This is a genomic window from Streptomyces sp. NPDC087440 (assembly GCF_044744005.1).
In the GTDB taxonomy this organism is placed as follows: domain Bacteria; phylum Actinomycetota; class Actinomycetes; order Streptomycetales; family Streptomycetaceae; genus Streptomyces.
This window is the reverse complement of record NZ_JBIUXN010000015.1, coordinates 152,273-173,821: the sequence shown is the minus strand read 5'-3', so window position 1 is coordinate 173,821 and position 21,549 is coordinate 152,273. Positions and strand designations below refer to the sequence as shown.

17 protein-coding genes are annotated in these 21,549 nt (G+C 71.8%); 6 read left to right on the top strand and 11 right to left on the bottom strand.

Annotated elements, in window-relative coordinates:
• Positions 1–12: 12 nt before the first annotated feature.
• The gene (locus ACIO3O_RS27500) at positions 13–1,920 is read right to left on the bottom strand and encodes a M64 family metallopeptidase (RefSeq protein ID WP_401750266.1); all 1,908 of its coding nucleotides are present in this window, start codon (positions 1,918–1,920) and stop codon (positions 13–15) included.
• 265 nt (positions 1,921–2,185) lie between these two features.
• On the opposite strand from ACIO3O_RS27500, the gene ACIO3O_RS27495 reads away from it, so the two are divergent.
• The 4 genes from ACIO3O_RS27495 to ACIO3O_RS27480 are packed head-to-tail and all read left to right on the top strand — an operon-like array spanning position 2,186 to position 8,067.
• Positions 2,186–3,073, top strand: a complete 888-nt coding sequence (locus ACIO3O_RS27495) for an ABC transporter substrate-binding protein (protein ID WP_401750264.1) — start codon at positions 2,186–2,188, stop codon at positions 3,071–3,073.
• A gap of 11 nt (positions 3,074–3,084) precedes the next feature.
• A complete protein-coding gene (locus ACIO3O_RS27490; protein WP_401750402.1) occupies positions 3,085–3,963 on the top strand; it encodes an amino acid ABC transporter permease in 879 nt (292 codons plus the stop codon).
• Positions 3,960–4,724: an amino acid ABC transporter ATP-binding protein gene (locus ACIO3O_RS27485; protein ID WP_401750263.1), complete on the top strand. Its 765-nt coding sequence runs from the start codon at positions 3,960–3,962 to the stop codon at positions 4,722–4,724. Before ACIO3O_RS27490 ends, ACIO3O_RS27485 begins: the two co-directional genes overlap by 4 nt.
• A 43-nt stretch (positions 4,725–4,767) precedes the next feature.
• A complete protein-coding gene (locus ACIO3O_RS27480) occupies positions 4,768–8,067 on the top strand; it encodes an NACHT domain-containing protein (RefSeq protein WP_401750261.1) in 3,300 nt (1,099 codons plus the stop codon).
• Here the strand turns inward: ACIO3O_RS27480 and ACIO3O_RS27475 are convergent.
• From ACIO3O_RS27475 to glnT, 8 genes are all read right to left on the bottom strand, one after another.
• Positions 8,064–9,860, bottom strand: a complete 1,797-nt coding sequence (locus tag ACIO3O_RS27475) for an FAD-dependent oxidoreductase (protein WP_401750259.1) — start codon at positions 9,858–9,860, stop codon at positions 8,064–8,066. The two genes, ACIO3O_RS27480 and ACIO3O_RS27475, sit on opposite strands and share 4 nt — an antisense overlap.
• A gap of 152 nt (positions 9,861–10,012) precedes the next feature.
• On the bottom strand, positions 10,013–10,510 hold the full coding sequence (locus ACIO3O_RS27470; protein WP_401750258.1) for an NUDIX hydrolase: 498 nt from the start codon (positions 10,508–10,510) through the stop codon (positions 10,013–10,015).
• A gap of 47 nt (positions 10,511–10,557) precedes the next feature.
• Entirely contained in the window at positions 10,558–11,217 is a 660-nt protein-coding gene (locus ACIO3O_RS27465; RefSeq protein ID WP_401750257.1) for a helix-turn-helix domain-containing protein, read from the bottom strand.
• A 123-nt stretch (positions 11,218–11,340) separates the two neighbouring features.
• Positions 11,341–12,456: an FAD-dependent oxidoreductase gene (locus ACIO3O_RS27460; protein WP_401750254.1), complete on the bottom strand. Its 1,116-nt coding sequence runs from the start codon at positions 12,454–12,456 to the stop codon at positions 11,341–11,343.
• A complete protein-coding gene (locus ACIO3O_RS27455) occupies positions 12,453–13,778 on the bottom strand; it encodes an FMN-binding glutamate synthase family protein (RefSeq protein ID WP_401750252.1) in 1,326 nt (441 codons plus the stop codon). Before ACIO3O_RS27455 ends, ACIO3O_RS27460 begins: the two co-directional genes overlap by 4 nt.
• Positions 13,779–13,817: 39 nt before the next feature.
• Positions 13,818–14,519, bottom strand: a complete 702-nt coding sequence (locus ACIO3O_RS27450; protein WP_401750249.1) for a glutamate synthase — start codon at positions 14,517–14,519, stop codon at positions 13,818–13,820.
• The gene (locus tag ACIO3O_RS27445; RefSeq protein WP_401750248.1) at positions 14,507–15,391 is read right to left on the bottom strand and encodes a glutamine amidotransferase; all 885 of its coding nucleotides are present in this window, start codon (positions 15,389–15,391) and stop codon (positions 14,507–14,509) included. Before ACIO3O_RS27445 ends, ACIO3O_RS27450 begins: the two co-directional genes overlap by 13 nt.
• 28 nt (positions 15,392–15,419) lie before the next feature.
• Positions 15,420–16,766 (bottom strand): type III glutamate--ammonia ligase, encoded by a 1,347-nt coding sequence (gene glnT, locus ACIO3O_RS27440; protein WP_401750247.1) that lies wholly within the window; start codon positions 16,764–16,766, stop codon positions 15,420–15,422.
• Positions 16,767–16,956: 190 nt separating this feature from the next.
• Here glnT and ACIO3O_RS27435 point away from each other — a divergent pair, with 190 nt between their 5' ends.
• Entirely contained in the window at positions 16,957–18,018 is a 1,062-nt protein-coding gene (locus tag ACIO3O_RS27435) for a PucR family transcriptional regulator (RefSeq protein WP_401750245.1), read from the top strand.
• Positions 18,019–18,410: 392 nt separating this feature from the next.
• Here ACIO3O_RS27435 and ACIO3O_RS27430 read toward each other — a convergent pair whose 3' ends face one another.
• Positions 18,411–19,490: a TetR/AcrR family transcriptional regulator gene (locus ACIO3O_RS27430; RefSeq protein WP_401750242.1), complete on the bottom strand. Its 1,080-nt coding sequence runs from the start codon at positions 19,488–19,490 to the stop codon at positions 18,411–18,413.
• A 248-nt stretch (positions 19,491–19,738) separates the two neighbouring features.
• Here ACIO3O_RS27430 and ACIO3O_RS27425 point away from each other — a divergent pair, with 248 nt between their 5' ends.
• Entirely contained in the window at positions 19,739–20,998 is a 1,260-nt protein-coding gene (locus tag ACIO3O_RS27425) for a cytochrome P450 (RefSeq protein WP_401750240.1), read from the top strand.
• 40 nt (positions 20,999–21,038) lie between these two features.
• Here the strand turns inward: ACIO3O_RS27425 and ACIO3O_RS27420 are convergent, their stop codons facing one another.
• Positions 21,039–21,545 (bottom strand): hypothetical protein, encoded by a 507-nt coding sequence (locus tag ACIO3O_RS27420; protein WP_401750238.1) that lies wholly within the window; start codon positions 21,543–21,545, stop codon positions 21,039–21,041.
• Between the last annotated feature and the right edge of the window lie 4 nt (positions 21,546–21,549).

The window sequence follows — 21,549 nt, the reverse complement described above, 5'->3', positions numbered from 1 at the left end:
AACGAGGAGCGGTTACCGCTGCTGAGGCGGCGTCAGCGTCACCAGGAACTTCTTCGCGGGCCCGACGTTCCCGGCCGCGTCGATCGTCCGGTACTCGATCGTGTGGGTCTTGTACTCGGGCGTCGCGTCGTCCCACGGCACCACGCGCGGGGTGCCCAGCTTCCCGTAGACCAGGTCGTCGACGTTCGTCCCGGACGGCGTGAACCGCCACGGGGAGTTCGCGTCCGTCGGCCAGCCGTAGTAGGTGTACCAGCCGTCGCCGTTCACCCGGAACTGCGAGACCACCGTCCCCTCCTGGTCGTCCTTCGCGTCCAGCTTCATCGTGAACGGCCCGTCGTAGACGTACTCCACGGGCTTCCCGGGCCGCTGCACGGTCCGTACCGGCTTCGACAGCTCGTACGACCCCTTCGCGGCGGCCGCGTCGACAGTCCAGCTCAGCGACTGCGACGTCCCGGCGATCCGCGCCTTCAGGGTGTGCGTGCGCCCGCCCGGCAGCGGCAGCTTGCTCAGATCGAGGTCACGGTCATTGCCGAGGCTGGTCGCGACGGGCCACCCGTCGAGCGTCCAGCGGACCTGGGGGCTGCGGCCGGTCCCCGGGTGCGAGGTGTCGGCGTACACGACGGACTGCGCGCCGACCGGCTTGTCGGTCTGGGTGTGACCGGTGAACGTGGCCTCACCAGTCGGCTGTTGGGGTGTCCGCACGGACCGGTCGACCGTCCAGGAGACGGTACGGGTCAGGGCCTGCGAGCCGCGCACCTTCGGGTCCCGTACGAAATCGGTCGGATCGGTGACCGTCGCGGTCAGCGTGTGCGCGCCCGCGCCCACGTGCAGCCGCCTCAGGTCGAGGCTGCGCGCACCGAAGGTCGCGGGCACGGGCTTCCCGTCCAGCTTCCACGTCACGTCGAGCGCGCCGCCCACCGGGTGCAGGGTGTCGACCCACGCGGTGCGGTCGGTGCCGAGCGGGGCGGTGGTGGGGGTGTGGTCCTGCACCAGGTTCACCTTGTTGGCGATGGCCTGGGTCATCACCTCGCGCTCGACCTGGTCGAAGTCGTAGCCGAGGGTCTTCATCATGGAGTGCCTGCTCGGCCGCCAGACGCCCTTGGTGGAGTACATCCCGCCCTCGAAGCGGCCGACCCTCCCGCCGGACAGGCTCTCCTCGCCCAGCCAGCGCCACCACTTCTGCTGCTTGGCCCGCATCTCCTCCTCGCTGAGGAGGGTGTGGTGGTACGAGGTGGGCTCGCCGCCCGTGTAGGTGCCGCCGGGGACGCCGCGCCCGTAGTAGTCGTACTCGTCGTCCAGCTTGCCCAGCGAGTGGCCGATCTCGTGCGGGGTGATGAGGGAGGACAGCGCGTTGCCGCCGGACGCGGTCGCCCAGGCGCCGCCCGCGCCGCCGTAGGTCGTGCTGTTGGCGAGGGCGACGATCTGCCGGTTGGCGCTCCTGGTCCCGGTGACGAGGTCGGCGGCGGCGCTCGCCTTCTTGGTGTCGACGGTGAGCAGGCGCTGCACGCTGCCGGCGTTGCAGCCGCCCCAGAAGGCCATGTCGAGCGGGGTGTCGCGGCGGGCGTCGGTGAGGCCCGGGTCGCAGTCGACACCGGACTCGGGGGAGGGGAGTTCGACCGCCCAGACGTTGATGTAGGAGCGGTAGGAGGCGAAGGGCTCGATGCTCCAGAGCACGTTCATGTGCTTCTCGACGTCGGCGCGGAACTTCGGTATCTCGGCGGCCGTGTAGCCGTCGCCGAGGACGACGAGGTTGAAGCGCTTGTCGACGGGGCCGGTGGTCTGGACGGGGACGACGGTGGCGTTCGCGGTGACCGGGTCGCGGTCCTGTGCGGTGGCGTGCTGGGGCAGGGCCAGGGTGGTGAGGAGCGCGGCCGTGGCTGCCAGCAGTGCGGATCTCTGGGTGCGTCGGATGAGTCGCATGGCGCGGAGCGTAGGGCTGTCGCCAACGTGCGGTAAAGAGGCCGGAGTTGGGTGTGGGGCCGCTGGGGGTGCGGAGGCGCCGGGGTCCGGCGCGATGCGGACGGCGGGTGGCCGGCGCTCGTCCGCGGCGTGCCGCCCGTGCCCCGCCCCGCTGTTCACCGGTTGCCCCGACCCACATTTCATCTGTCCGCAACACATTCCACCATGCGGACGAACACCTATTCGGCGTGGACAAAAGTCCCTGCTCACTGCCACTCTCGGCGCCATGCGCCCTGTCATTCTCGTCCGCGGTCTCACCGCCGCCGCCGTCGTCCTCGCCGCCTCCTTCGCCGCGGGCTGCGCCCCGCAGCCCGAGCCCTCCTCGCAGGCCGCGCCGTCGTCGTCCGCCGGGGGAGCCGCCGCCTGTCCGCAGGGCAAGCTGGCGACCGAGACCGCGGGCAAGCTGACCGTCGGCACGGACAAGCCCGCGTACGCGCCCTGGTTCAAGGACGACAAGCCGGAGAACGGCCAGGGCTACGAGTCGGCCGTCGCCTACGCCGTCGCCGAGAAGCTGGGCTACCAGAAGGACGACGTCGTCTGGCAGACGGTCGCCTTCAACAACGCCTTCGCGCCGGGCGAGAAGAAGTTCGACTTCGACCTCAACCAGATCTCCATCAGCGACCAGCGCAAGAAGGCCGTCGACTTCTCCTCCGGCTACTACGACGTCCGCCAGACCGTCGTCGCCCTCAAGTCCTCCAAGGCCGCGAAGGCGAAGTCCGTCGCCGACCTCAAGGACGTCAAGCTGGGCGCCCAGGTCGGCACGACCAGCCTCGACGTCATCAAGGACGTCATCAAGCCCAGCCAGCAGCCGGCCGTCTACCAGAAGAACGACTTCGCCAAGGCCGCCCTGAAGAACGGCCAGGTCGACGCCATCGTCGTGGACCTGCCCACCGCCTTCTACATCACCGGCGCCGAGGTCCAGGACGCCGCCGTGATCGGCCAGTTCGAGAACGTGCCCGGCAAGGCCGAACAGTTCGGTCTCGTACTCGACAAGGGCAGCGCGCTCACGGCGTGCGTGACCGGCGCGGTCGACAGCCTCCGCAAGGACGGCACGCTGGCCAAGCTGGAGAAGCAGTGGCTGGCGGACGCGGTCGACGCCCCGGTGCTGAAGTGACGCTCGACAAGATGCCCCGGGCGGCGGCGGAGCGGGACAGCGACGGTTACGTCCCCTCCGCCCGCCGCCTGGAACGCGAAGCCTTCAAGCGCGGCCGCACCCGCAGGGCGACGGCCATCGCCGCCGTCAGCACCCTCCTCACCGCGGTCGTCCTCTATCTCGTCATCGTCAACTCGCCCGGCTGGGAGCGGACCCGCGAGACCTTCTTCGACCCGGCGTTCGCCAAGAAGGCCCTCCCGGACGTCCTGGAGGGCCTCTGGCTCAACCTGCGCCTGCTCGTGGTGTGCGGGGCGTCGGTCCTGGTCCTCGGCATGCTGCTGGCCGTCGCGCGCACCCTGCGCGGACCGGCCTTCTTCCCGCTGCGGGCGCTGGCGACGGCGTACACCGACTTCTTCCGCGGCCTGCCGCTGATCATCAACCTCCTGATCGTCGTCTTCGGCGTCCCGGCGCTCCGGCTGCAAGGCGTGACCACCGACCCCGTCGTCCTCGGCGGGGTCGCGCTGACGCTCACGTACGCGGCGTACGTCGCGGAGGTCTTCCGGGCGGGCATCGAATCGGTGCACCCCTCGCAACGGGCGGCCGCCCGCTCGCTGGGCCTCTCCCACCGCAAGACACTGCGGTACGTGGTGCTGCCGCAGGCGGTGCGACGGGTCGTCCCGCCCCTCCTCAACGACCTGGTCTCGCTCCAGAAGGACACCGGCCTGGTCTCCATCGCGGGCGCGGTCGACGCCGTGTACGCGGCGCAGATCATCGCCAGCCGCGACTTCAACTACACCCCGTACATCGTGGCGGGCCTGATCTTCGTCGCCCTGACCATCCCGATGACACGGTTCACGGACTGGGTGACGGCGCGCATGGACCGGCAGCGGGCCCAGGGAGGAACGGTATGACCTCGACACCCGTGCTGCGGCTGGAATCCGTACGCAAGACCTACCGCGCCCGGCACAAGGAGACCGTGGTGCTGCGCGACGTCGACCTGGAGGTCCCCGCGCACACCGTCACGGCCCTGATCGGCGCGTCCGGCTCCGGGAAGTCGACACTGCTGCGGTGCGTGAACCTGCTGGAGGAGATCGACGACGGGGCGATCCTCCTCGACGGGGAGGACATCACCGACCCCCGGGCGGACGCGGACGCGGTGCGCCGCCGGATCGGCGTCGTCTTCCAGTCGTACAACCTCTTCCCGCACATGTCCGTCCTCGACAACATCACCCTCGCCCCGCGCCGCGTGCACGGCGTCGACCGCGCGGAGGCGGAGCAGCGGGCGCGGGAGCTGCTGGAGCGGCTGGGCCTGGGCGGAAAGGCGGGGGAGTACCCCGACCGGCTGAGCGGCGGCCAGCAGCAACGGGCCGCCATCGTAAGGGCGTTGGCGGTACGTCCACGCCTGCTGCTGCTCGACGAGATCACGGCGGCACTCGACCCGGAGCTGGTGGGGGAGGTGCTGAGCGTGGTGCGCGACCTCAAAGAAGAGGGCATGACCATGGTCATCGCCACCCACGAGATGGGCTTCGCGCGGGAGGTCGCCGACCAGGTGTGCTTCCTGGACGCGGGCGTGGTGCTGGAGCGGGGCACCTCGGCGGAGGTCTTCGGGGCGCCGCAGGAGGCGCGGACGCAGCAGTTCCTGAAGCGGATCGTGGAGGCGGGGAGGTTGTAGATCGTCCCTTCGGTTGTCGGACCCGCGTGGTACATCTGGGTGTATGCGCGGGCGACGACTTCTGAGTTACCGGGACGCGGTAGCGATCCTGGGTGGCGACAGCGAGGCCCTGGCCGCCGCCGACCGGGTGGTGGGCGGCGCGCTGTCGGCCGCGACGGGCGGGACGAGCGACGCGGTGCTCGGGCTGTTCGGGGCGCAGGGGCGGGTGCTGCGGATCGGCCGGGACGTGACGACGGGGCTGCGGGACCGGCTCAGCTCGTCGGAGCGGGCGGACCGTACGGAGAAGATCGCGGCGGCGCATGCGGTGCTGGTGATCACGGCGTTCTTCGAGGCGTTGGCGGAGGCGGATCTGCCCTTCGAGTTCAACGAGTTGGAGCTGAACCGCAACGAGCAGTTGATGCTCTCCGGCGGTCAGGTCACGGCGGACCAGCTGATACGGACCCTCCTCTCGGCGGAAGTGCCTCATCCCACGCCCGCGCAGCCCTTCGAGCGGACCCTCGACCAGCTGCGCACCTGGTACACCGCACGCGCGGACGTCCTGCGGTACTTCGTACAGGGTCTCGCGCTCTGGGAACGGCTCGACGAATCGGCGCGCACCCGCACGCGCGGGGCACTCCTGGAACTCGGCCGCAGCGCCCTGACGCGTTATGGAGACCTCTACGCACAACTGGCCCTGGACATACCCGAATTCGCCTTCTGGTCGGGGCAGGTCGAGCACCAGGCCACGCGTGGCGCGCTGCGGCAGTCGTTGGACGGGGTGGAGCGGGCCCTCCTCGGGCTGGTCCGTCCCGCCGCACTCGCCCACGCGGCCGCGGGCCTCACCGCTTTCTACCGTGCAGCTCTCCCGCGCCCGATCCTGTCCGAGGGCGAGGCCCCCAGCGGGCTCACCGTGCCCAGCCTCTCCGAGGGATACGTGGACCCCGACTTCCGGGTCGCCCTCGTGCCCGAGGAGGGCAACGGCCCGGCGCGGGAGGAGTGGTGGGAGCGGGCTCCCGTACGCTCCGACCTCACCGAATTCCTCTCCGGCACGCTCACCTCGATCGCCTCCGCCGCCGCACCGCTTCTCGTCCTCGGCCAGCCCGGTGCGGGCAAGTCCGTCCTGACCAAGATCCTCGCCGCCCGCCTCTCCGGGACCGGCTTCCTCCCCGTACGGATCGTGCTGCGCGAGATCCGCGCCGAGGACGACATCCAGGACCAGATCGAGCACGCCGTACGGTCCGCCACCGCCGAGCGCGTCACCTGGCCGGAACTGGTCCGCTCGGCGCCCGGAACGGTACCCGTTCTCCTCTTCGACGGCTTCGACGAACTCCTCCAGGCCACCGGCGTCAACCAGACCGACTACCTGGTGAAGATCGCCAAGTTCCAGCAGCGCGAAGCCGACCAGGGGCGGCCCGTGTACGCCCTGGTCACCAGCCGCACCGCCGTCGCCGACCGGGCCCGCTGCCCGCAGGGCACCCTTGCCCTGCGCCTCGAACCCTTCCGGGAACCCCACATCCGGCGCTGGCTCGCCGTCTGGAACGACCTCAACGCCCCGCACTTCACCGCCCAGGGCCTGCGCCCGCTGCCCGCCGCCGTGGCCGCCCGGCACGCCGCACTCGCCTCGCAGCCCCTGCTCCTCCTCATGCTGGCCCTGTACGACGCCACCTCGAACGCCCTCCAGCAGGAGACGGAGAACGGCGAACCCCTCGCCGCCGCCGACCTCTACGAGGAACTGCTCACCTCCTTCGCCGTCCGAGAGGTCGGCAAGTCCGGCGACGCCATGACCTCGCACCAACGCGCCGACCACTGCGAACGCGAACTCCAGCGGCTCTCCCTCATCGCCTTCGGCATCCTCAACCGACGACGCCAGTGGATCACGGTGAGCGAGCTGGAGTCGGACCTCACCGCCCTGCTCGGCAGGCCCGCTCCCGGTCCCGCTGCAGACTTCCGCACCCCGCTGAACCAGGCCGAGATCGCCCTCGGCCGGTTCTTCTTCATACAGAAGGCGCAGGCGGTGCAGGACGAACGTGAGCTGACCACGTACGAGTTCCTGCACGCCACCTTCGGCGAGTACCTGGTCGCCCGGCTCGCGGTCATCCTCGTCGACCAACTCCTGGACCAGCGGCCCGCGTTGTCCCTCGGCCGGGCGCCGGTGGACGACGACTTGACGTACGTCCTGCTGTCGTACGCCTCGCTGGCCTCCCGGCAGATGCTGCGCTTCGTCCAGGCCCGCATCGAGCGGCTGGCCCCGGAGCGCCGGGAACGGCTCGGCGAGCTGCTGATCGGCGTGATGGAGGACGCCCGTAACCGGGTGGAGCACCGGTACGCCGACTACCGGCCCATACCCCGGGCGACGGCGGCCCGGCACGGGAAGTACGAGGCGAACCTGATGATGCTGACCGTCCTGCTGACGGGCGGGGTCACGGCGAGCCGGCTGTTCCCCGCGGCCGTCGACCCGGCGGGGATCTGGCCGCTGCGGGTCCAGCTGTACCGGTCCGCGCTCACCGCGCAGGAGTGGACCGAATTCGCGCTCGCGCTCGACGTGCAGCGGACCTGGGTGGGGGATCGGCGAGAACTGACCGTCACCCCGCTGCTGACCGAGCCGCCGCAGCCGGACCCGATCGACCCGTACTGGGTGTACAACCACCCGCCGTCGAGTTCACTGCAACGCAATGACCAGGCGTGGTGGCGCAACGGTTCGCGGGAGGCCCGGCACAAGATGGTCGTGGCCGACGTCAGCCACGACGAGGTGCTGCGGCACGCGCTCGACCCGTTCTTCCGCTACTTCGGCGCCGCCCTGGACACCTTCCACGGGGCGGCGGGCGGCTACGCCAGCTCCATGGCGCACGACCTGCTGGAGCTGTGGCTGACGAGTCATCTCGACCCGTCCGACGGCGAGTTGGCCGTACGGTACGAACGGTGCATCGGGCTCATCAGCCAGTTGCAGGGCATGCCGGTGGACGTCACCGATCGCCTGGCGGCGCTGTTGTACGGGCAGTTGCTGAACGATGCGACGAGGCTGCCGGTCGACGTCGTCCACCGGCTGCTTGCCTCGTGGACGGGGGACCTGATCAATCCCGCGTCGGAACTTCAGGCACGCATCGCCGTCAGACGGCTCAGCGCGCCGGATCGGCACGGAGGGGAGCGGGCCGATGAGAATGCGCGTGAGAGCTTGCAGTATCAACTGCATCTCTTGCTGGAAATGGTGGATGACGACGTCGCGTTCCTGTTCCACCTCTGGTGCGAGGAGAGAAGCCCGGAGACCCGGCGACTGCTCGCCCAGTACGAGGAACTCCTGCCGCAGGTCGACGCCGAGCGGCTGCGCGAGCTGCGCAGCCGCTACGACGAACCGACCCCCGACTAGCCCACGTCGAGCGCGTTCCGCAGCCCCAACCGCCACCGCGTCCGGTCGTGCCGCTTCAACGCCTCAATGGCCGGGATCTTGTGCAGCCCCTTCACCGTGCAACGGGCCGCGTCCGAACCCGCCCGGTCCAGTAGCGCGTTGACCGCCGCCCGGGCGGAGGCGTTCGCACCCTCCATGGTGGCGAGGTCGATGTCCACGGCGACGTAATCGCCCGCGAGATAGAAGTTCGGGATCGCGGTCCCGGCGGAGGGGCGGTTGTGGAGCGTCCCGCACGGGTGGATGAGGAGCTCGTCCTCGTTCGTGGGGTTCGGCGTGCCGAGGCCGTCGACACCCGGGTCGAGGAACCACGAGTGCAGCGCGGAGTCCTTCAGCACGACCTTCCCCGTGTCGTTCAGGGCCGCCTTGAGCTGCGCCCACACCTCCTTCGCCACCTCCTCCCGCGTGCACTGCTTCGCCGTCTTCCCGTACAGGATTCCCGGCTTGTCCCACTCCGAGATGTCGACCGACAGGCACTCCACCGCCACCCCGTCGCCGTACACGGCGGGGAAGTCGCGGTCCTTCCAGTGCCCGGCCTGGGCGATGCCCGTCAGCGACCACGGGGAGTCGATGAGGTTGACGTGCCCGTCGACCATCCTCGGACGTTCCGTCAGATAGAACTGGATGCCGGTCATCCAGTCCGTCTCCAGCTTGTCCGCACGCGCCAACTGCGGGTCCAGAGAGCGCATGTCGGAGTTCCATGTACGGCGCGCATGCTCCACCGGCATCGCGGACACGTAGTGGTCGGCGACGACCGACTGACGCACGCCCGCCGAGTCCTCGATGACGGCCGCACCGATCCTCCCCCCGGCCGTGCGCATCTCCCGCACCGTCCAGCCCAGCTTGAACTCCACACCCAGCGTGCGCAGATGGGCCACCCACGGGTCGATCCACGCCTCGTTCGTCGGCGCGTTGAGGATGCGGTCGGGCGGGCCGTCCGCGCCCTGGCCGAGGGCGTTGAAGACGAGGGCCTCGCCGAGCGTGCCGACCGTGCGGGTGCTGGCCTCCTCGGCCTTGGTCGCGACGATGTTGCGGGTGACGCCGATGGCCAGGATGCGCTGGTACTCCTTCGACATGCGGGCCGCGCGCACGAACTCCCACCACGGGGTCTTCTCCCAGGTGCTGTTGCGGCGCTCGTCGCAGCTCGTGAGGAAGACCAGGGCGCGGTTGACGAAGTAGGCGATCTCGTGGAGGGGAAGGTTGAGCGCCGTTTCCAGCAGGCCGGTGAGCATCCGGCGGATGTCGTCCAGGTCGAGGTTCGGCGGCTGGTGGCCGGGCCACGGGATCGGCATCCGCATCTCCTCGCGGCCGCCGGAGCGCGCGAACATCATCTCGGGCGGTGCGATCAGGTTGTCCCACACCCCGTTGGCGTTGCCGGGGAAGGGGATACGGCGCATCGTGTCCGGGAGGTTGTGGTAGATCCCGGGGATGAACCGGAAGCCGTGCTCGCCGGGGAGCGGCTTGCGGTTGCCCTTCGCGCTGCCCGGCACGTCCATGCTGCGGGCCTTGCCGCCGAGGGCGCGTCTCTCGTACACCGTGACCCGGAAGCCGCGCTCCGCCAGCTCGTGCGCGGCGGTGAGTCCGGCGACACCGCCGCCGAGCACGGCGACGGACTGCCCGGCGGCCCGTGCGTCGGCCGGCCCGACGGGTGCGGCCTGAGCGGCCCCCGCCGGGAGCGCGCCGACGGCGGCAACCCCGCCGACGGCCGCCGCTCCGGCCACGAAGGTACGTCGAGAGGTGAAGCCCGTACGGTCCATCTGCCCAGCCCCTTACCAGTGGTAACTGCCGCATGAGTCGCAGGAGCATAGAGCGGCCCCGCACGCCACGGGAAGACCTGTGGCAACTGCGGTTCGGGCGAGGGGAGTTGGGTGGCTGAAAGGTGATGTTCCCTTGGGGGATCGTGCCGTGGTCAGCCCTGAGCCCGGTACACGTGCGAGTCCGTCAGCGGGAGGGGCAGGTCCGGGCGCCAGGCGTGCAGGACGGCCGCCGAGGGGACGAACAGGGCGTCCGGGATCTCCTCCGGGGCGAACCACGTCCACCGTACGATCTTGTCGGGCTCCGTCACCCGGGGTGTGCCGCCCTCGCACGGGGCGAGTACCGCCGCCGAGATGCGGTTCAGGCCGTAGGCGTCGTCCAGGGTCACGCCCACGACCCGGGCCCGGGAGGGGTCCGGGGAGAGGCCGGTTTCCTCGGCCAGTTCGCGCAGGCCCGCCGACTCGAAGCTCTCGCCCGTGTCCACCTTGCCGCCCGGCAGCTCCCAGCGGCCGTTGTGGCCCAGGCCGAGCAGGACGTGGCCCGTCGTCGTGTCCTGGACGATCACCCCGACACCGGTGAGGCAGTTCGGGGTGGGGGAGGTGCGGGTCCGGGTGTCGGTGGCGGGGTCGGTGAGGCGGTGTGCGTGGTTCATGGTCATCGACAGTAGGGGGTCATCGACAGGAGGGGGTGACCGACCGGTCAGTGGCCACCGGGCTGGTCGCCGTACGCCGTCACCGAGAGGAAGCGGATGGGGAGGCTGAGGAGTTCCTGCGGGCCGTGGGCGCCCTCGCCGTCGAGCTGAAGGGCGTCGCCGGGGCGCATCTCGTACTGGGCCTCCCCGTGGCCGTACACCATCGCCCCTTCGAGCAGGTAGATCAGCTCCGTGCCCGGGTGCTGGAAGAGGGGGAAGACCTCGCTCGACTCGGTGAGGGTGACCAGGACGGCTTCCATGCGTTTGTGCGGGCCGCGCAGGGCGCCGAGGAGTTCGTAGAGGTGGCCGACGCGGCTGCCGCGCCGGGCGATGCGGGCGCCCTGGCCGGAGGGGACGTACACCGCCTCGCGTTCGGCGTCGACGCCGCGGAAGAGAGCGGTGACGGGGACGTCGAGACCGGTCGCGAGGCGGGAGAGGGTGGTGAGGCTGCACGAGGTCTGGGCGTTCTCGATCTTCGAGAGCATCGCCTTGGAGATCCCGCAGCGGGCGGCCAGGTCCGCGAGGGACAGGGCCGAGGTGGTGCGGTAGTGGCGGACCTGGTGGGCGATGGCCTCTTCGAGGGAGGGGGGTCGGGGGGCGTGGATCTCCCGGTCCGGGAGGGGGTCCGGGGCTTCCTCCGGGGTGGGTGGGGGTGTCATGGGGGTCATTCTGTCCCAGGGGGCGCTTGGGGGTGGGGTGGGAGGTGCCTGTGCAGGGCGTTCGGGGTGGGGCGTTCGGGGTGGGGCGACCGCGCGGGTTCGTTGTGGCTGGTCGCGCAGTTCCCCGCGCCCCTACAGGTGGGCCGCCAGGGAGAAGCGTGGGTCGGGGGCCGGGCCGCGGCCCGTGGCGAGGGTGGTGGTCCATTCGCCAATCAGCGGGGCGAATTTGGCGCCGTGTCCCGAGCAGGGGGAGGCGATGACCAGGGGGCCCGCCCGGTCGAGGAGGAAGTCCTCGTTCCGGGTGGAGGTGTAGAGGCAGGTGGCCTCGTTGAAGGGTTCCGGTACCAGACCGGGCAGCCAGTCCCGTACGTACGCGGTGATCCGCTCGCGCGCCGCGGGGTCGACCCTGCCGTCCCGGGTGCGGGCCGTCGTCGGCGCGCCCGCGTCGTGTTCGGCGATCTTGCGGCCGTCGTCCGGGCCGCCGTCCCGCCCGCCGGGCAGGCTGTACGTCGACAAGTCGGCCTTGTGGACGATCACCGGCCACCGCGCCGAGGCCTCGTCCCGGCGCGGGAAGTGGAACACCTGCTGCTGCGTCACCGTCAGCTCCGGCAGCGGTACGAGATCGCCGACCAGGTCCCGCACCCACGCCCCGGCGGCCACGACCACCCGCCGCGCCGTCACCGTCGAACCGTCCGCGACCTCGATCCGGGCCCCTGCGTCGCCGGGCAACGGCACGATGCGGCGCACCTGTGCCCCGTACCGCACCACCGCCCCCCGCCCCTCGGCCCGCCGCACGAACGCGTCCACCGCGCGGGCCGCGTCCACCGTGCCCGCCTCCTCGTGGTGCAGTACCGGGCCCGCGAAGCGCAGGCCCGGCCAGCGGTGGGCGGCCTCCGACGCGGAGAGGAGGTCGTGCGGGACCTTGCACCGCGCGAGCACCGCCGCGATGCCCTCCGGGTCGCGGCCCGCGCCGTGGTCCAGGCCGCCGGTCATGCGCAGCAGCGACACGTGCGCGTCCGCCTCCAACTCCCGCCACAGGGAAAGGGCTTCACCCGTCATCCGTACGTGGAGCGGGTCGGCGTACGCCCGGCGGACGATGCGCGCGCTGCCGTGCGAGCTGCCCCTGTCGTGACCGGGCGCGAACTGTTCGAGGAGGACGACGTCCAGGCCGCGCCGGGTCGCCGCCCACGCGGTCGCCGCCCCCATGAGGCCCGCCCCGACCACCGCCAGGTCCGCCTCCGGGGTCACCGCCCGGCCCCCGGGATCCAGTCCGTACCGGCCAGCGGCACCCGCGCCATCGCCGACGCCTCGATCGTCAGGGCCACCAGGTCCTCCGGTTCCAAGTGGTGCAGGTGCGCCTTGCCGCACGCCCGCGCGATGGTCTGCGCCTCCATCGTCATCACCCGGAGGTAGTTGGCAAGACGGCGTCCGCCCTCGACCGGGTCCAGGCGGGCGGCCAGGGCCTCGTCCTGGGTGGAGATGCCCGCCGGGTCGCGGCCCGCCTGGAAGTCGTCGTAGTACCCGGCGGCCGACCCCAACTCCCGGTACTCCGCATCCCACTTGGGATGGTTGTCGCCGAGCGCGATGAGTGCCGCCGTGCCGATCGCCACCGCGTCCGCACCCAGTGCCATGCACTTCGCCACGTCCGCGCCCGAGCGGATGCCGCCCGAGACGATCAGCTGCACCTTCCGGTGCAGCCCCTCCTCCTGGAGCGCCCGGACCGCCTGCGGGAGCGCGGCCAGCGTCGGGATGCCCACATGCTCGATGAAGACGTCCTGGGTGGCTGCCGTGCCGCCCTGCATCCCGTCGACCACGATGACGTCCGCGCCCGCCTTCGCCGCCAGCTTCACGTCGTAGTAGGTACGCGTCGCGCCGATCTTCACGTAGACCGGCTTCTCCCAGTCGGTGATCTCGCGCAGCTCCCGGATCTTGATCTCCAGGTCGTCGGGGCCCGTCCAGTCGGGGTGGCGGCACGCGCTGCGCTGGTCCACGCCGACCGGCAGGGTGCGCATCCCGGCGACCCGCTCGGTGATCTTCTGCCCGAGGAGCATGCCGCCGCCGCCCGGCTTCGCGCCCTGGCCGAGGACGACCTCGATGGCGTCGGCCTTACGCAGGTCGTCGGGGTTCATTCCGTACCGGGACGGCAGGTACTGGTACACGAGGTGCTTGGACTGGCCGCGCTCCTCGGGGGTCATGCCGCCGTCGCCGGTCGTGGTCGAGGTGCCGGCCTCGCTCGCGCCGCGCCCCAGGGCCTCCTTCGCCCGCCCCGACAGTGCGCCGAAGCTCATTCCGGCGATGGTGACGGGCGTGTCCAGGTGCAGGGGGAAGGTGGCATGGCGGTCGCCGAGGACGACGTCGGTGCCGCAGCGCTCCCGGTAACCCTCCAGCGGGTAGCGGGACATGCTCGCGCCGAGGAAGAGCAGGTCGTCGAAGTGCGGGAGGCGGCGCTTGGCGCCCCAGCCCCGGATGTCGTACACACCGGTCTCGGCGGCGCGCTGGATGGCGTGGATGGTGGCGCGGTCGAAGGTGGCCGACTCGCGCAGGCCGCGGGCGGAGAGGTCGTCGTGCATGGGGCCGGATTCCTTTCCTGCAAGCGCTGTTGGGGTCGGCTAGTACGCGCTGCTGTTGTCGACGTCGAAGTAGTAGAGGGCGCGGGCCGAGCCGTACCGCCGGAACTCCGACGGATCGACGTCCGTGAATCCCGCCGATGCGAGCAACTCCCGTACGTCCGCGAGGTGTTCGTCCCGCATCTCCTTCTCGACGCAGTCCGCGCCCAGCGACTTCACCCGTCCGCGTACGTAGATCCGCGCCTCGTACAGCGAGTCGCCGAGCGCGTCGCCCGCGTCGCCGCACACCAGCAGGCGGCCCGCCTGCCCCATGAAGGCGCTCATATGGCCGACGCTCCCGCCGACGACGATGTCCACGCCCTTCATCGAGATCCCGCACCGGGCCGCCGCGTCGCCCTCGACGACGAGCAGCCCGCCGTGGGCGGTCGCGCCCGCCGACTGCGAGGCGTTGCCGCGCACCCGGACCGTCCCGGACATCATGTTCTCCGCCGTGCCGACCCCGGTGTTCCCGTGCACGGTGACCGTCGCGTGCTGGTTCATGCCCGCGCAGTAGTAGCCCGCGTGCCCGTCGATGCGTACGTCCAGCGGTGCGTCGAGCCCCACCGCCAGGTTGTGCGCGCCGTCGGGGCGGGTGACGCGCCAGCTGCCCCCGCGCGCCGTGTGCAGGGCGGAGTTCAGCTCGCGGACCGACTGGGTGGCCAGGTCAACTGACTTCGTCACGGCGGGAGTTGTCATCGTCGCCATGTGTACACCTCTTCCGGCTCGGGCTCGAAGATGCGGGCGTTCTCGATGCCGGGCAGCCCGGCCAGGCAGCGGTACTCCGACGCCATCGCCACCCACGCATCCGTCTCCGCGACGACCGCGGGCTTGCAGGCGATGGCGTCCCGTACGACCGCGAACGTGTCCCCGGTGGTGACCAGCAGCGTGTAGAAGCCGTCGAAGCGCTCGCACAGCAGACGCAGCGACTTCTCCAGGTCGTGCCCCTCGGCGAGCCGTGCCGCCACGAAGCGCGCACCGACCTCCGAGTCGTTCTCGCTGTCGAACTCCGCTCCCTCCGCGACGAGTTCGCGCCGCAGCGTGGCGTGGTTCGCGAACGACCCGTTGTGCACGAGACACAGGTCGTCCGCCACCGCGAACGGGTGCGCCCCCTCGGGCGTCACCGCCGACTCCGTCGCCATCCGGGTGTGTACGACGCCCTGGCGGCCGGTGGCCGACCGCAGCCCGAACTCCTCGGCCAGGGTGTCCGGGTGTCCGACGCCCTTCAACACGGCGAGGTCCGCGCCCCGGCCGATGACGGTGGCACCGGGCAGCGCACCCCGTATGCGTGCCTCCAATTCGCCTGCGGTGCAGGGCGCGTGGACGACGGTCGACTGGCCGACCGGCATCACCGTCGCGTCCGGCCCCACCCGCTCGGCCAGCTCCGCCGGAGACACCCCCGGCGCGAGCAGGCTCACCGAGGCGTGCCCCGGCGGCGACAGCAGGGCGTCCCCGTACAGCGCCACTCCGGCCGAGTCGGGGCCGCGCTCGGCGGCCTGGTGGAGCATTCCGGCGAGCAGCCACCCCAGGCGTGGTTCCAGGGCGGGGTCCCGCACCTGGATTCCCGCGATACCGCACATGGTCAATTCCCTTCCCTGACGTATGAGTTCAGACGGCGGTCAGATAGCGGTCGACCTCCCACGAGGTGACCGTGTTGTGCCAGCTGTAGAACTCCTCCCGCTTCAACCGTGCGTAGTACGCGCTGACCCCGGCCTCCGGGTCCACCGCGTCGAGCACCCCGCGCAGCACCGTGTCCCCCTCCAGCGCGTGCACCGCGTCCAGCAGGGTGCGCGGCAGTGCGGGACCACCGGCCGCGCCGGGCGCTCCCGGGTCCAACTTCCTCCGTACGCCGTCGAGTCCGGCGCCGAGGGCCGCCGCCGACGCGAGGTAGGAGCTGGCCGCGCCGTCCCCGCCGCGCAGCTCCACGCGGTGCGCGTCCGGAACCCGGATCAGGTGCGTGCGGTCGTTGCCGCCCCAGGTCGCCTCGCGCGGCGCCCAGGTCGCACCGGAGGCGGTGGTCGTCGCACCGGTCCTCTTGTACGAGTTCACGGTCGGCGCGATCAGGGCGTGCATCGCGGGGGCGTGGGCGAGGAGCCCTGCGGTGAAGGCGTACGCCGTGGGGCTCAGCCCCATCCCGTACGGGTCCTCGATCAACTCTCGTGGGAACAGCGGGCGTTCGCCCTCCCACAGGGACAGGTGCAGGTGGAGTCCGTTGCCCGTGCGGTCGGTGAAGGGCTTCGGCATGAAGGTCGCCGTCATGCCGCGCTGCTCGGCCAGCACCTGCACGATGTACCGCAGCGTCACCACCCGGTCGGCCGTGGTCAGCACGTCCGCATGGTGGAAGTTCTGCTCGAACTGCCCGTTGCCGTCCTCGTGGTCGCTCGCGTAGGGACCCCAGCCCAGCTCCACCATCGCGTCCGACACGGCGGTCAGGTGCTCGTACATCCGGGTCAGGCCCCGGGCGTCGTAACAGGGCTGCGCGGCGTCGTCGAGCCGGTCGGCGGTGACGAGCTCGCCCGTCGACCCGTCCTTGCGCAGCAGAAAATACTCCAGCTCCGCCCCGCTGACCAGGGCCGTTCCCTCGGCCGCTGCCTGCTCGGCGAGGGTGCGCAGGATGACGCGCGGCCCGTACGCGTACGGCTTGCCCGCCACGTACGGATCGCAGTGCACCATCCCGAGCCCGGGCCGCAGGAAGGTCAGCGGTGTGTACGACCTGAGGTCCGGCACCGCCACCACGTCCGGGTCGCGCGGCAACTGGCCCATCGCCCCGGCCGCGTACCCGGCGAAACCGACCCCGTCGCCCTCCAGCGCATCCGCGGCCTCGACCGGGACCAGCTTGGCGCAGGGCTTTCCGGTGAGGGTGGTGAAGGTGGCGAGCAGGAAACGTACTCCGTCGGCCTTGGCGAGCGACGCCAGGGACTGGGTGGCGGCGGACGGTGCGGGCGCTACGGTCACGGGCTCTCTCCCCAACTGCCGGTGTTCACTGTCGTGAGGTGGAGTCTCCTGGGGGTAAACGCTTGTAGCGTGTCCGACCGATTGCCGTCGTGTAAAGAGCCCCGGGCACGGTCAGGGTCGACCCGGGGTCGAAATTTCCGCCGTCTGCGATCCTTGGACAGGACAAGCAGCAGGTGGAGGGGCGTGTGACGTGACGGCACGGGAGATTCCCGAGGAGTACGTGGAGGGGTACGCCCAGACCCTGCGCGAGGTGGCGGAGACCGGGCGGCGGCTGGACCGCGACGAACTCGACGCCCGGCGCGCACTGGGGGAGCGGGCCGCCGAATCGGGCCTGGGGCTGCGGGCGGTGGTCCGCGCCTACCTGACGGAGACCAGGGAGCAGTGGCCGCGCACGTCGGCGGGCTCGGCCGACCGGGTGCTGGCCGCCGTCGGACAGGCCGTCGACGCCGTCGCCGAAGGGTACGAGCGCGCCCAGCGCATGGCGATCCGTCAGGAGGAGGCCGTACGAAGGGAGTTCGTCGACGACCTGCTGCACGGCCGCAGCGACCTCGGCCGACTGGCGGCCCGCGCCGAACGCTTCGGCCTCCGCTTCTCCCGCGCGCACTCCGTCGCCGTCGCCGAGGGCCCGGACGCCATCGAGGACGGCGACACCATCAGCCGGACCGTGGAGAACTCCCTCACCGCCCGCTTCACCGACCGCCGCATCCTGGTCGCCAGCAAGGACGGCCGTCTGGTGTGCATCGCACCGGGCGAGCAACTGGACGTCCTGCACCACTTCGCCAAGCAGGCGCACGCCGCCGCCGCCGACATCCTGGTGGCCGTCGGCCGCCCGCACCCCGGCGCGGGCGGTGTCGTGCACAGCTACGAGGAGGCGCTCGGCGCGCTCGCCCTCGCCGAGCGGATGGGACTGGAGGGCCCCGTTCTGTACGCCGCCGACCTGCTGGTCTTCCCGGTCCTCGGCCGGGACCGGCAGGCCCTCGTCGACCTGGTGCGCAGCGCGCTCGGCCCGCTGGAGGAGGCGCGCGGCGGGGCCGAACCCCTGGTGGAGACCCTCCGCGCCTACTTCGACGCGGGCTGCGTCGCCGCCGAGGCGGCCCGGCGGCTGAATCTGAGCGTGCGGGCGCTGACGTACCGGCTGGAGCGCATCCACCGCCTCACCGGGGCCGACCCCTCGGACCCGCTGCGCAGGTACACGCTCCAGACGGCGGTCATCGGCGCGCGGATGTTGGACTGGCCGGCCAGGGAGATCTAGGCGGTGCGGGCCACGGGCGGCCCGGTGCACCGGAGGCAGGGTTCGGCGGGCAGCGCATCGAGCCGAACACCGGGGCCCACTCCCGGACGGCGGCGACCGGCCCGCCCGGCGTGCGTGCGGCAGGAGGGGGCCGCGGCCAGGATGCGGGTCGCGGCGCGCTCGACGTCGAACGGCAGCAACGCGCCCGGGGCGTCCGCCCAGGGACCCGCCGCAAGCAGGGGTCCTTCCTCGGGGGAGGTGCCGCTGGGGCGGGGAAGCTGCCAGGGTGGGGGTCCCGCCGGGGCGGGGGAGCCGCAAGGATGTGGGGGCGCCCCAAGGACGCGGGGGAGCCGCAAGGACGGGAAAGCCGTCCGGGGGGTCTGCCGCCACCCCACCCCGTCACCCGCCCCCCCTCACCCCACCCCCGCCGACGCCGCCGCGTACCCCGCCCCCCTGCCCTCCGCCCGTGCCACGATCCGCCCGCCCCGCACCCGTACCGCGACCTCCGTCGCATCGCTCACCGCCGACACCCCAGCTGCCGCCGCGACCGCCCCCGACTCGTCGTGCACGACCCGTACTGCAGGCCACACCCCCGGCGGATACGCCTGCCGCATCGCCACCCCCAACTCCGCCACCGTCAGCCGCGCCAACGGCCCCAACTCGCCCGGCTCGCCCGTGACCAGCACAGCCGTCACCACCTCCCCGGCAGGCACCGCCACCCGCACGGCCTCCTCCACCGCCTCCAGCCGGTGCAGTCCGAGCACGGCGACCACTCCGTCCTCCCCGAGCCGCGCCGCTTCACCCCGCAGCGCATCCCGCACCACCGGCGGAGCCCACGCCTCATCGACGGGCCGCGCCTTCCCCACGAACGGAAGGTGCGGCGGCGCCCACTCCCCGGCGGCCCCCTCCAATGCCACCTCCCCGAGCTGCTCACACGCCGCGACCACCTGGAACGGGTCCCCGAACCCCGGTGCCGCAGCCGCCAGTTGATCCGCCCCGTGCAACAGCGTCAGTACCGTCTCCGCCACCGGCACGAGCCGCTTGCGGCCGCGCCCGGCGAGCCCCTCCAGCGCGAGCCCGAGCACGATGGCGTCCAGCTTCAGCAGTTGCGCGTACGGTGCCCGGGTCTGCGCGTCCGCGAGGACGACCGAGGGCAGATCCCGCGCCGGATTCTCCGCACTCTCCTCCCCGGAGAGGGGAAAACGCGCCACCCTGCCCCGCGCCAACGCCCCCAGCGCCTCTCGTACGGTGTCCACCGAACCCGGGGGAGGGGTCACCACGACCCGCCCCGCCGCATCGGCCAGCACGGCGAAGTACAGGGCCCGCTTGCCGGGGAAGTTCGAGTACACGGCACCCCGGGTGAGCCCCGCCCGCTCGGCGATCCGGTCGATCTTGGCGTCCCGGAACCCGCGCTCGCCGAATTCCTCCCGCGCGGCCTCCAGCACCTTCCGCCGGTTCATCTCCTGGACTTCGGCCCTGGTCAACCGGCCCATGTCACTCCTGTCGCACATGTCATCAGCACTGCTGTCACCGTTCCGCAGTGCTGCCCTCACCGCTCCGCACACCCGGAATCGGCGCATTCAAGATACCCAGACCATCCAGATGATGGCATCATGTGGCGCGGTCATCCGAAAATGCGGGCAGCCCGAAGCCCCGCACGGCCGGAGCTCCGTCACGGCCGAAGCTCCGTCACGACCACAGCTCAGTCACGCCCGAAGCCCCGTCCCGGAGGAGCCCACCCATGCCCCACCAGACCCCCAACCCCAACCCCACTCCCACCCCCACCCCCGAACTCCAGCTCTCCGACCCCGAAGTCCTCCACACCCCCTTCGCCGCCTACGGCCGCGCCCGCGAACAGTCCCCGGTCGTCCACCTCGCCGCTCCCGGCTTCGGCGGCATGTGGGCCGTCACGCGCCACGCCGACGCCCGCGCCTTCCTCAGCGACCCCCGCTTCGAGATCCGCACCGAGAGCTTCCTGCGCCCGGACGTGCCGGACGACTGCGCCCCGTACATGCGGACCATGGCCGAGATGAACGGCCCCGAACACCTGCGTCTGCGCAGGCTGGTCGCCCCCGCCTTCGGCGCCCGCCGCGCCGCGGCCTTCCGCCCCCGCATCGAGTCGACGGTCGACCGCCTCCTCGACGACCTCGCCGCCCGGGCCTCCCGCCAGGACGATATGGTCGACCTCCTGGCGGACTTCGCCCTCTACCTCCCCATGGAGGTCATCTGCGCATGGGTCGGCATCCCGGACGAGGACCGCCCGCAATGGCGCGCGGCCGGAGCGACGATCGCAGCCGGTGCGGGCCCCCAGTTCGCGGCGGCGATCCCCGGAATCATCCGCAGCGCAAAACAAGCGGTGACCCGCCGCCGCACCGAACTCGCCGACCCCACCCCCACGGAGGCTCACGCGGACACCCCCACGGACCTCCTCACCGACCTCATCCACGCCCAGGACGAGGACGGCGACCGCCTCACCGACGCCGAGATGGTCACCCTGATCTGGCACGTCGTCCTGGCCGGCCAGTCACCCACCCCCCTGGTCGCGAACGCCGTCGACGCCCTCCTCGCCCATCCCGACCAGCTCGCCGCCCTCCGGGCAGACCCGGCCCTCCTCCCCGGAGCCGTCGACGAACTGACCCGCTGGGCAGGCCCCACCCTGCTCTCCATCCCGCGCTACGCGACCGAAGACACCGACCTGCACGGCGTACGCATCCCCCAGGGCGAGGCGGTCACCGCCCTGGTCGCCTCCGCCAACCGCGACCCCCGCGCCTACCCCCACCCGGAACAACTCGACGTACGGCGCGCCACCCCGACGACCCCCCACCTGAGCTTCGGCCACGGCCCGCACTTCTGCCTGGGCGCCTCGGTCGCCCGCCTCCAGACGGAAGCCGCAATCGCCGGACTCCTGCGCCGCTTCCCGAACCTGACCCGCGCAGGGGAGGCCAAGAGGGCGCTGGACCCCGGCACTTGGCGCCTGGAGTCACTTCCCGTACGCCTCTGAGCAGAGCCGCCGCGTACGGAGAAATCCCCCGTACGCGGCGTCAACGCCCCTCGCCCGGCACCGCCCCCACGCATGTCGTCCGCCCGTACGCCCCCGAGGCCGTCGCCCGCTGCTGGTGCTGCTCCCGTACGGCGAGGGCGCAGGTGGCGGTGCCGCCGGTCTTCGGCAGCTGGACCTTCACCACCGGCTCCTTCCCGAGGGGCACCCGCACCGTCTTCTTCCACGGCAGCGTCACCCCCTTCTCCGTGGTGGCCGTGCCCTCCGCGCTGGTGGCGAGGTAGGTGATGTCGGCGGTCCCGTCCCCCGTCACGGAGTACGTCACCGCCGCCGTCGGCACGGGCGGCGCGGCCGGTGCGTTCGGGCTGGTCAGCGCATAGAGCGCGGACACGGCACCGGCGGCTATCAGCAGCAGTGCGCCGCCCACGAGGAACCGGGAACGACGGCCGGCCCGACCGTCGGCCGCGCCGACCGAGGCCTCGACATCGGCCGAGGGCTGGACGTCGCCCGAGGGCTCGGTGGGGGACTGGGGTTCGGTGGCTGTGGACATGAGT

Coding starts and splice junctions, on each gene's coding strand:
- ACIO3O_RS27500 (WP_401750266.1), bottom strand. CDS start 1,920: ATGCGACTCATCCGACGCACCCAGAGATCCGCACTGCTGGCAGCCACG.
- ACIO3O_RS27495 (WP_401750264.1), top strand. CDS start 2,186: ATGCGCCCTGTCATTCTCGTCCGCGGTCTCACCGCCGCCGCCGTCGTC.
- ACIO3O_RS27490 (WP_401750402.1), top strand. CDS start 3,085: ATGCCCCGGGCGGCGGCGGAGCGGGACAGCGACGGTTACGTCCCCTCC.
- ACIO3O_RS27485 (WP_401750263.1), top strand. CDS start 3,960: ATGACCTCGACACCCGTGCTGCGGCTGGAATCCGTACGCAAGACCTAC.
- ACIO3O_RS27480 (WP_401750261.1), top strand. CDS start 4,768: ATGCGCGGGCGACGACTTCTGAGTTACCGGGACGCGGTAGCGATCCTG.
- ACIO3O_RS27475 (WP_401750259.1), bottom strand. CDS start 9,860: ATGGACCGTACGGGCTTCACCTCTCGACGTACCTTCGTGGCCGGAGCG.
- ACIO3O_RS27470 (WP_401750258.1), bottom strand. CDS start 10,510: ATGAACCACGCACACCGCCTCACCGACCCCGCCACCGACACCCGGACC.
- ACIO3O_RS27465 (WP_401750257.1), bottom strand. CDS start 11,217: ATGACCCCCATGACACCCCCACCCACCCCGGAGGAAGCCCCGGACCCC.
- ACIO3O_RS27455 (WP_401750252.1), bottom strand. CDS start 13,778: ATGCACGACGACCTCTCCGCCCGCGGCCTGCGCGAGTCGGCCACCTTC.
- ACIO3O_RS27450 (WP_401750249.1), bottom strand. CDS start 14,519: ATGGCGACGATGACAACTCCCGCCGTGACGAAGTCAGTTGACCTGGCC.
- ACIO3O_RS27445 (WP_401750248.1), bottom strand. CDS start 15,391: ATGTGCGGTATCGCGGGAATCCAGGTGCGGGACCCCGCCCTGGAACCA.
- ACIO3O_RS27430 (WP_401750242.1), bottom strand. CDS start 19,490: ATGGGCCGGTTGACCAGGGCCGAAGTCCAGGAGATGAACCGGCGGAAG.
- ACIO3O_RS27425 (WP_401750240.1), top strand. CDS start 19,739: ATGCCCCACCAGACCCCCAACCCCAACCCCACTCCCACCCCCACCCCC.
- ACIO3O_RS27420 (WP_401750238.1), bottom strand. CDS start 21,545: ATGTCCACAGCCACCGAACCCCAGTCCCCCACCGAGCCCTCGGGCGAC.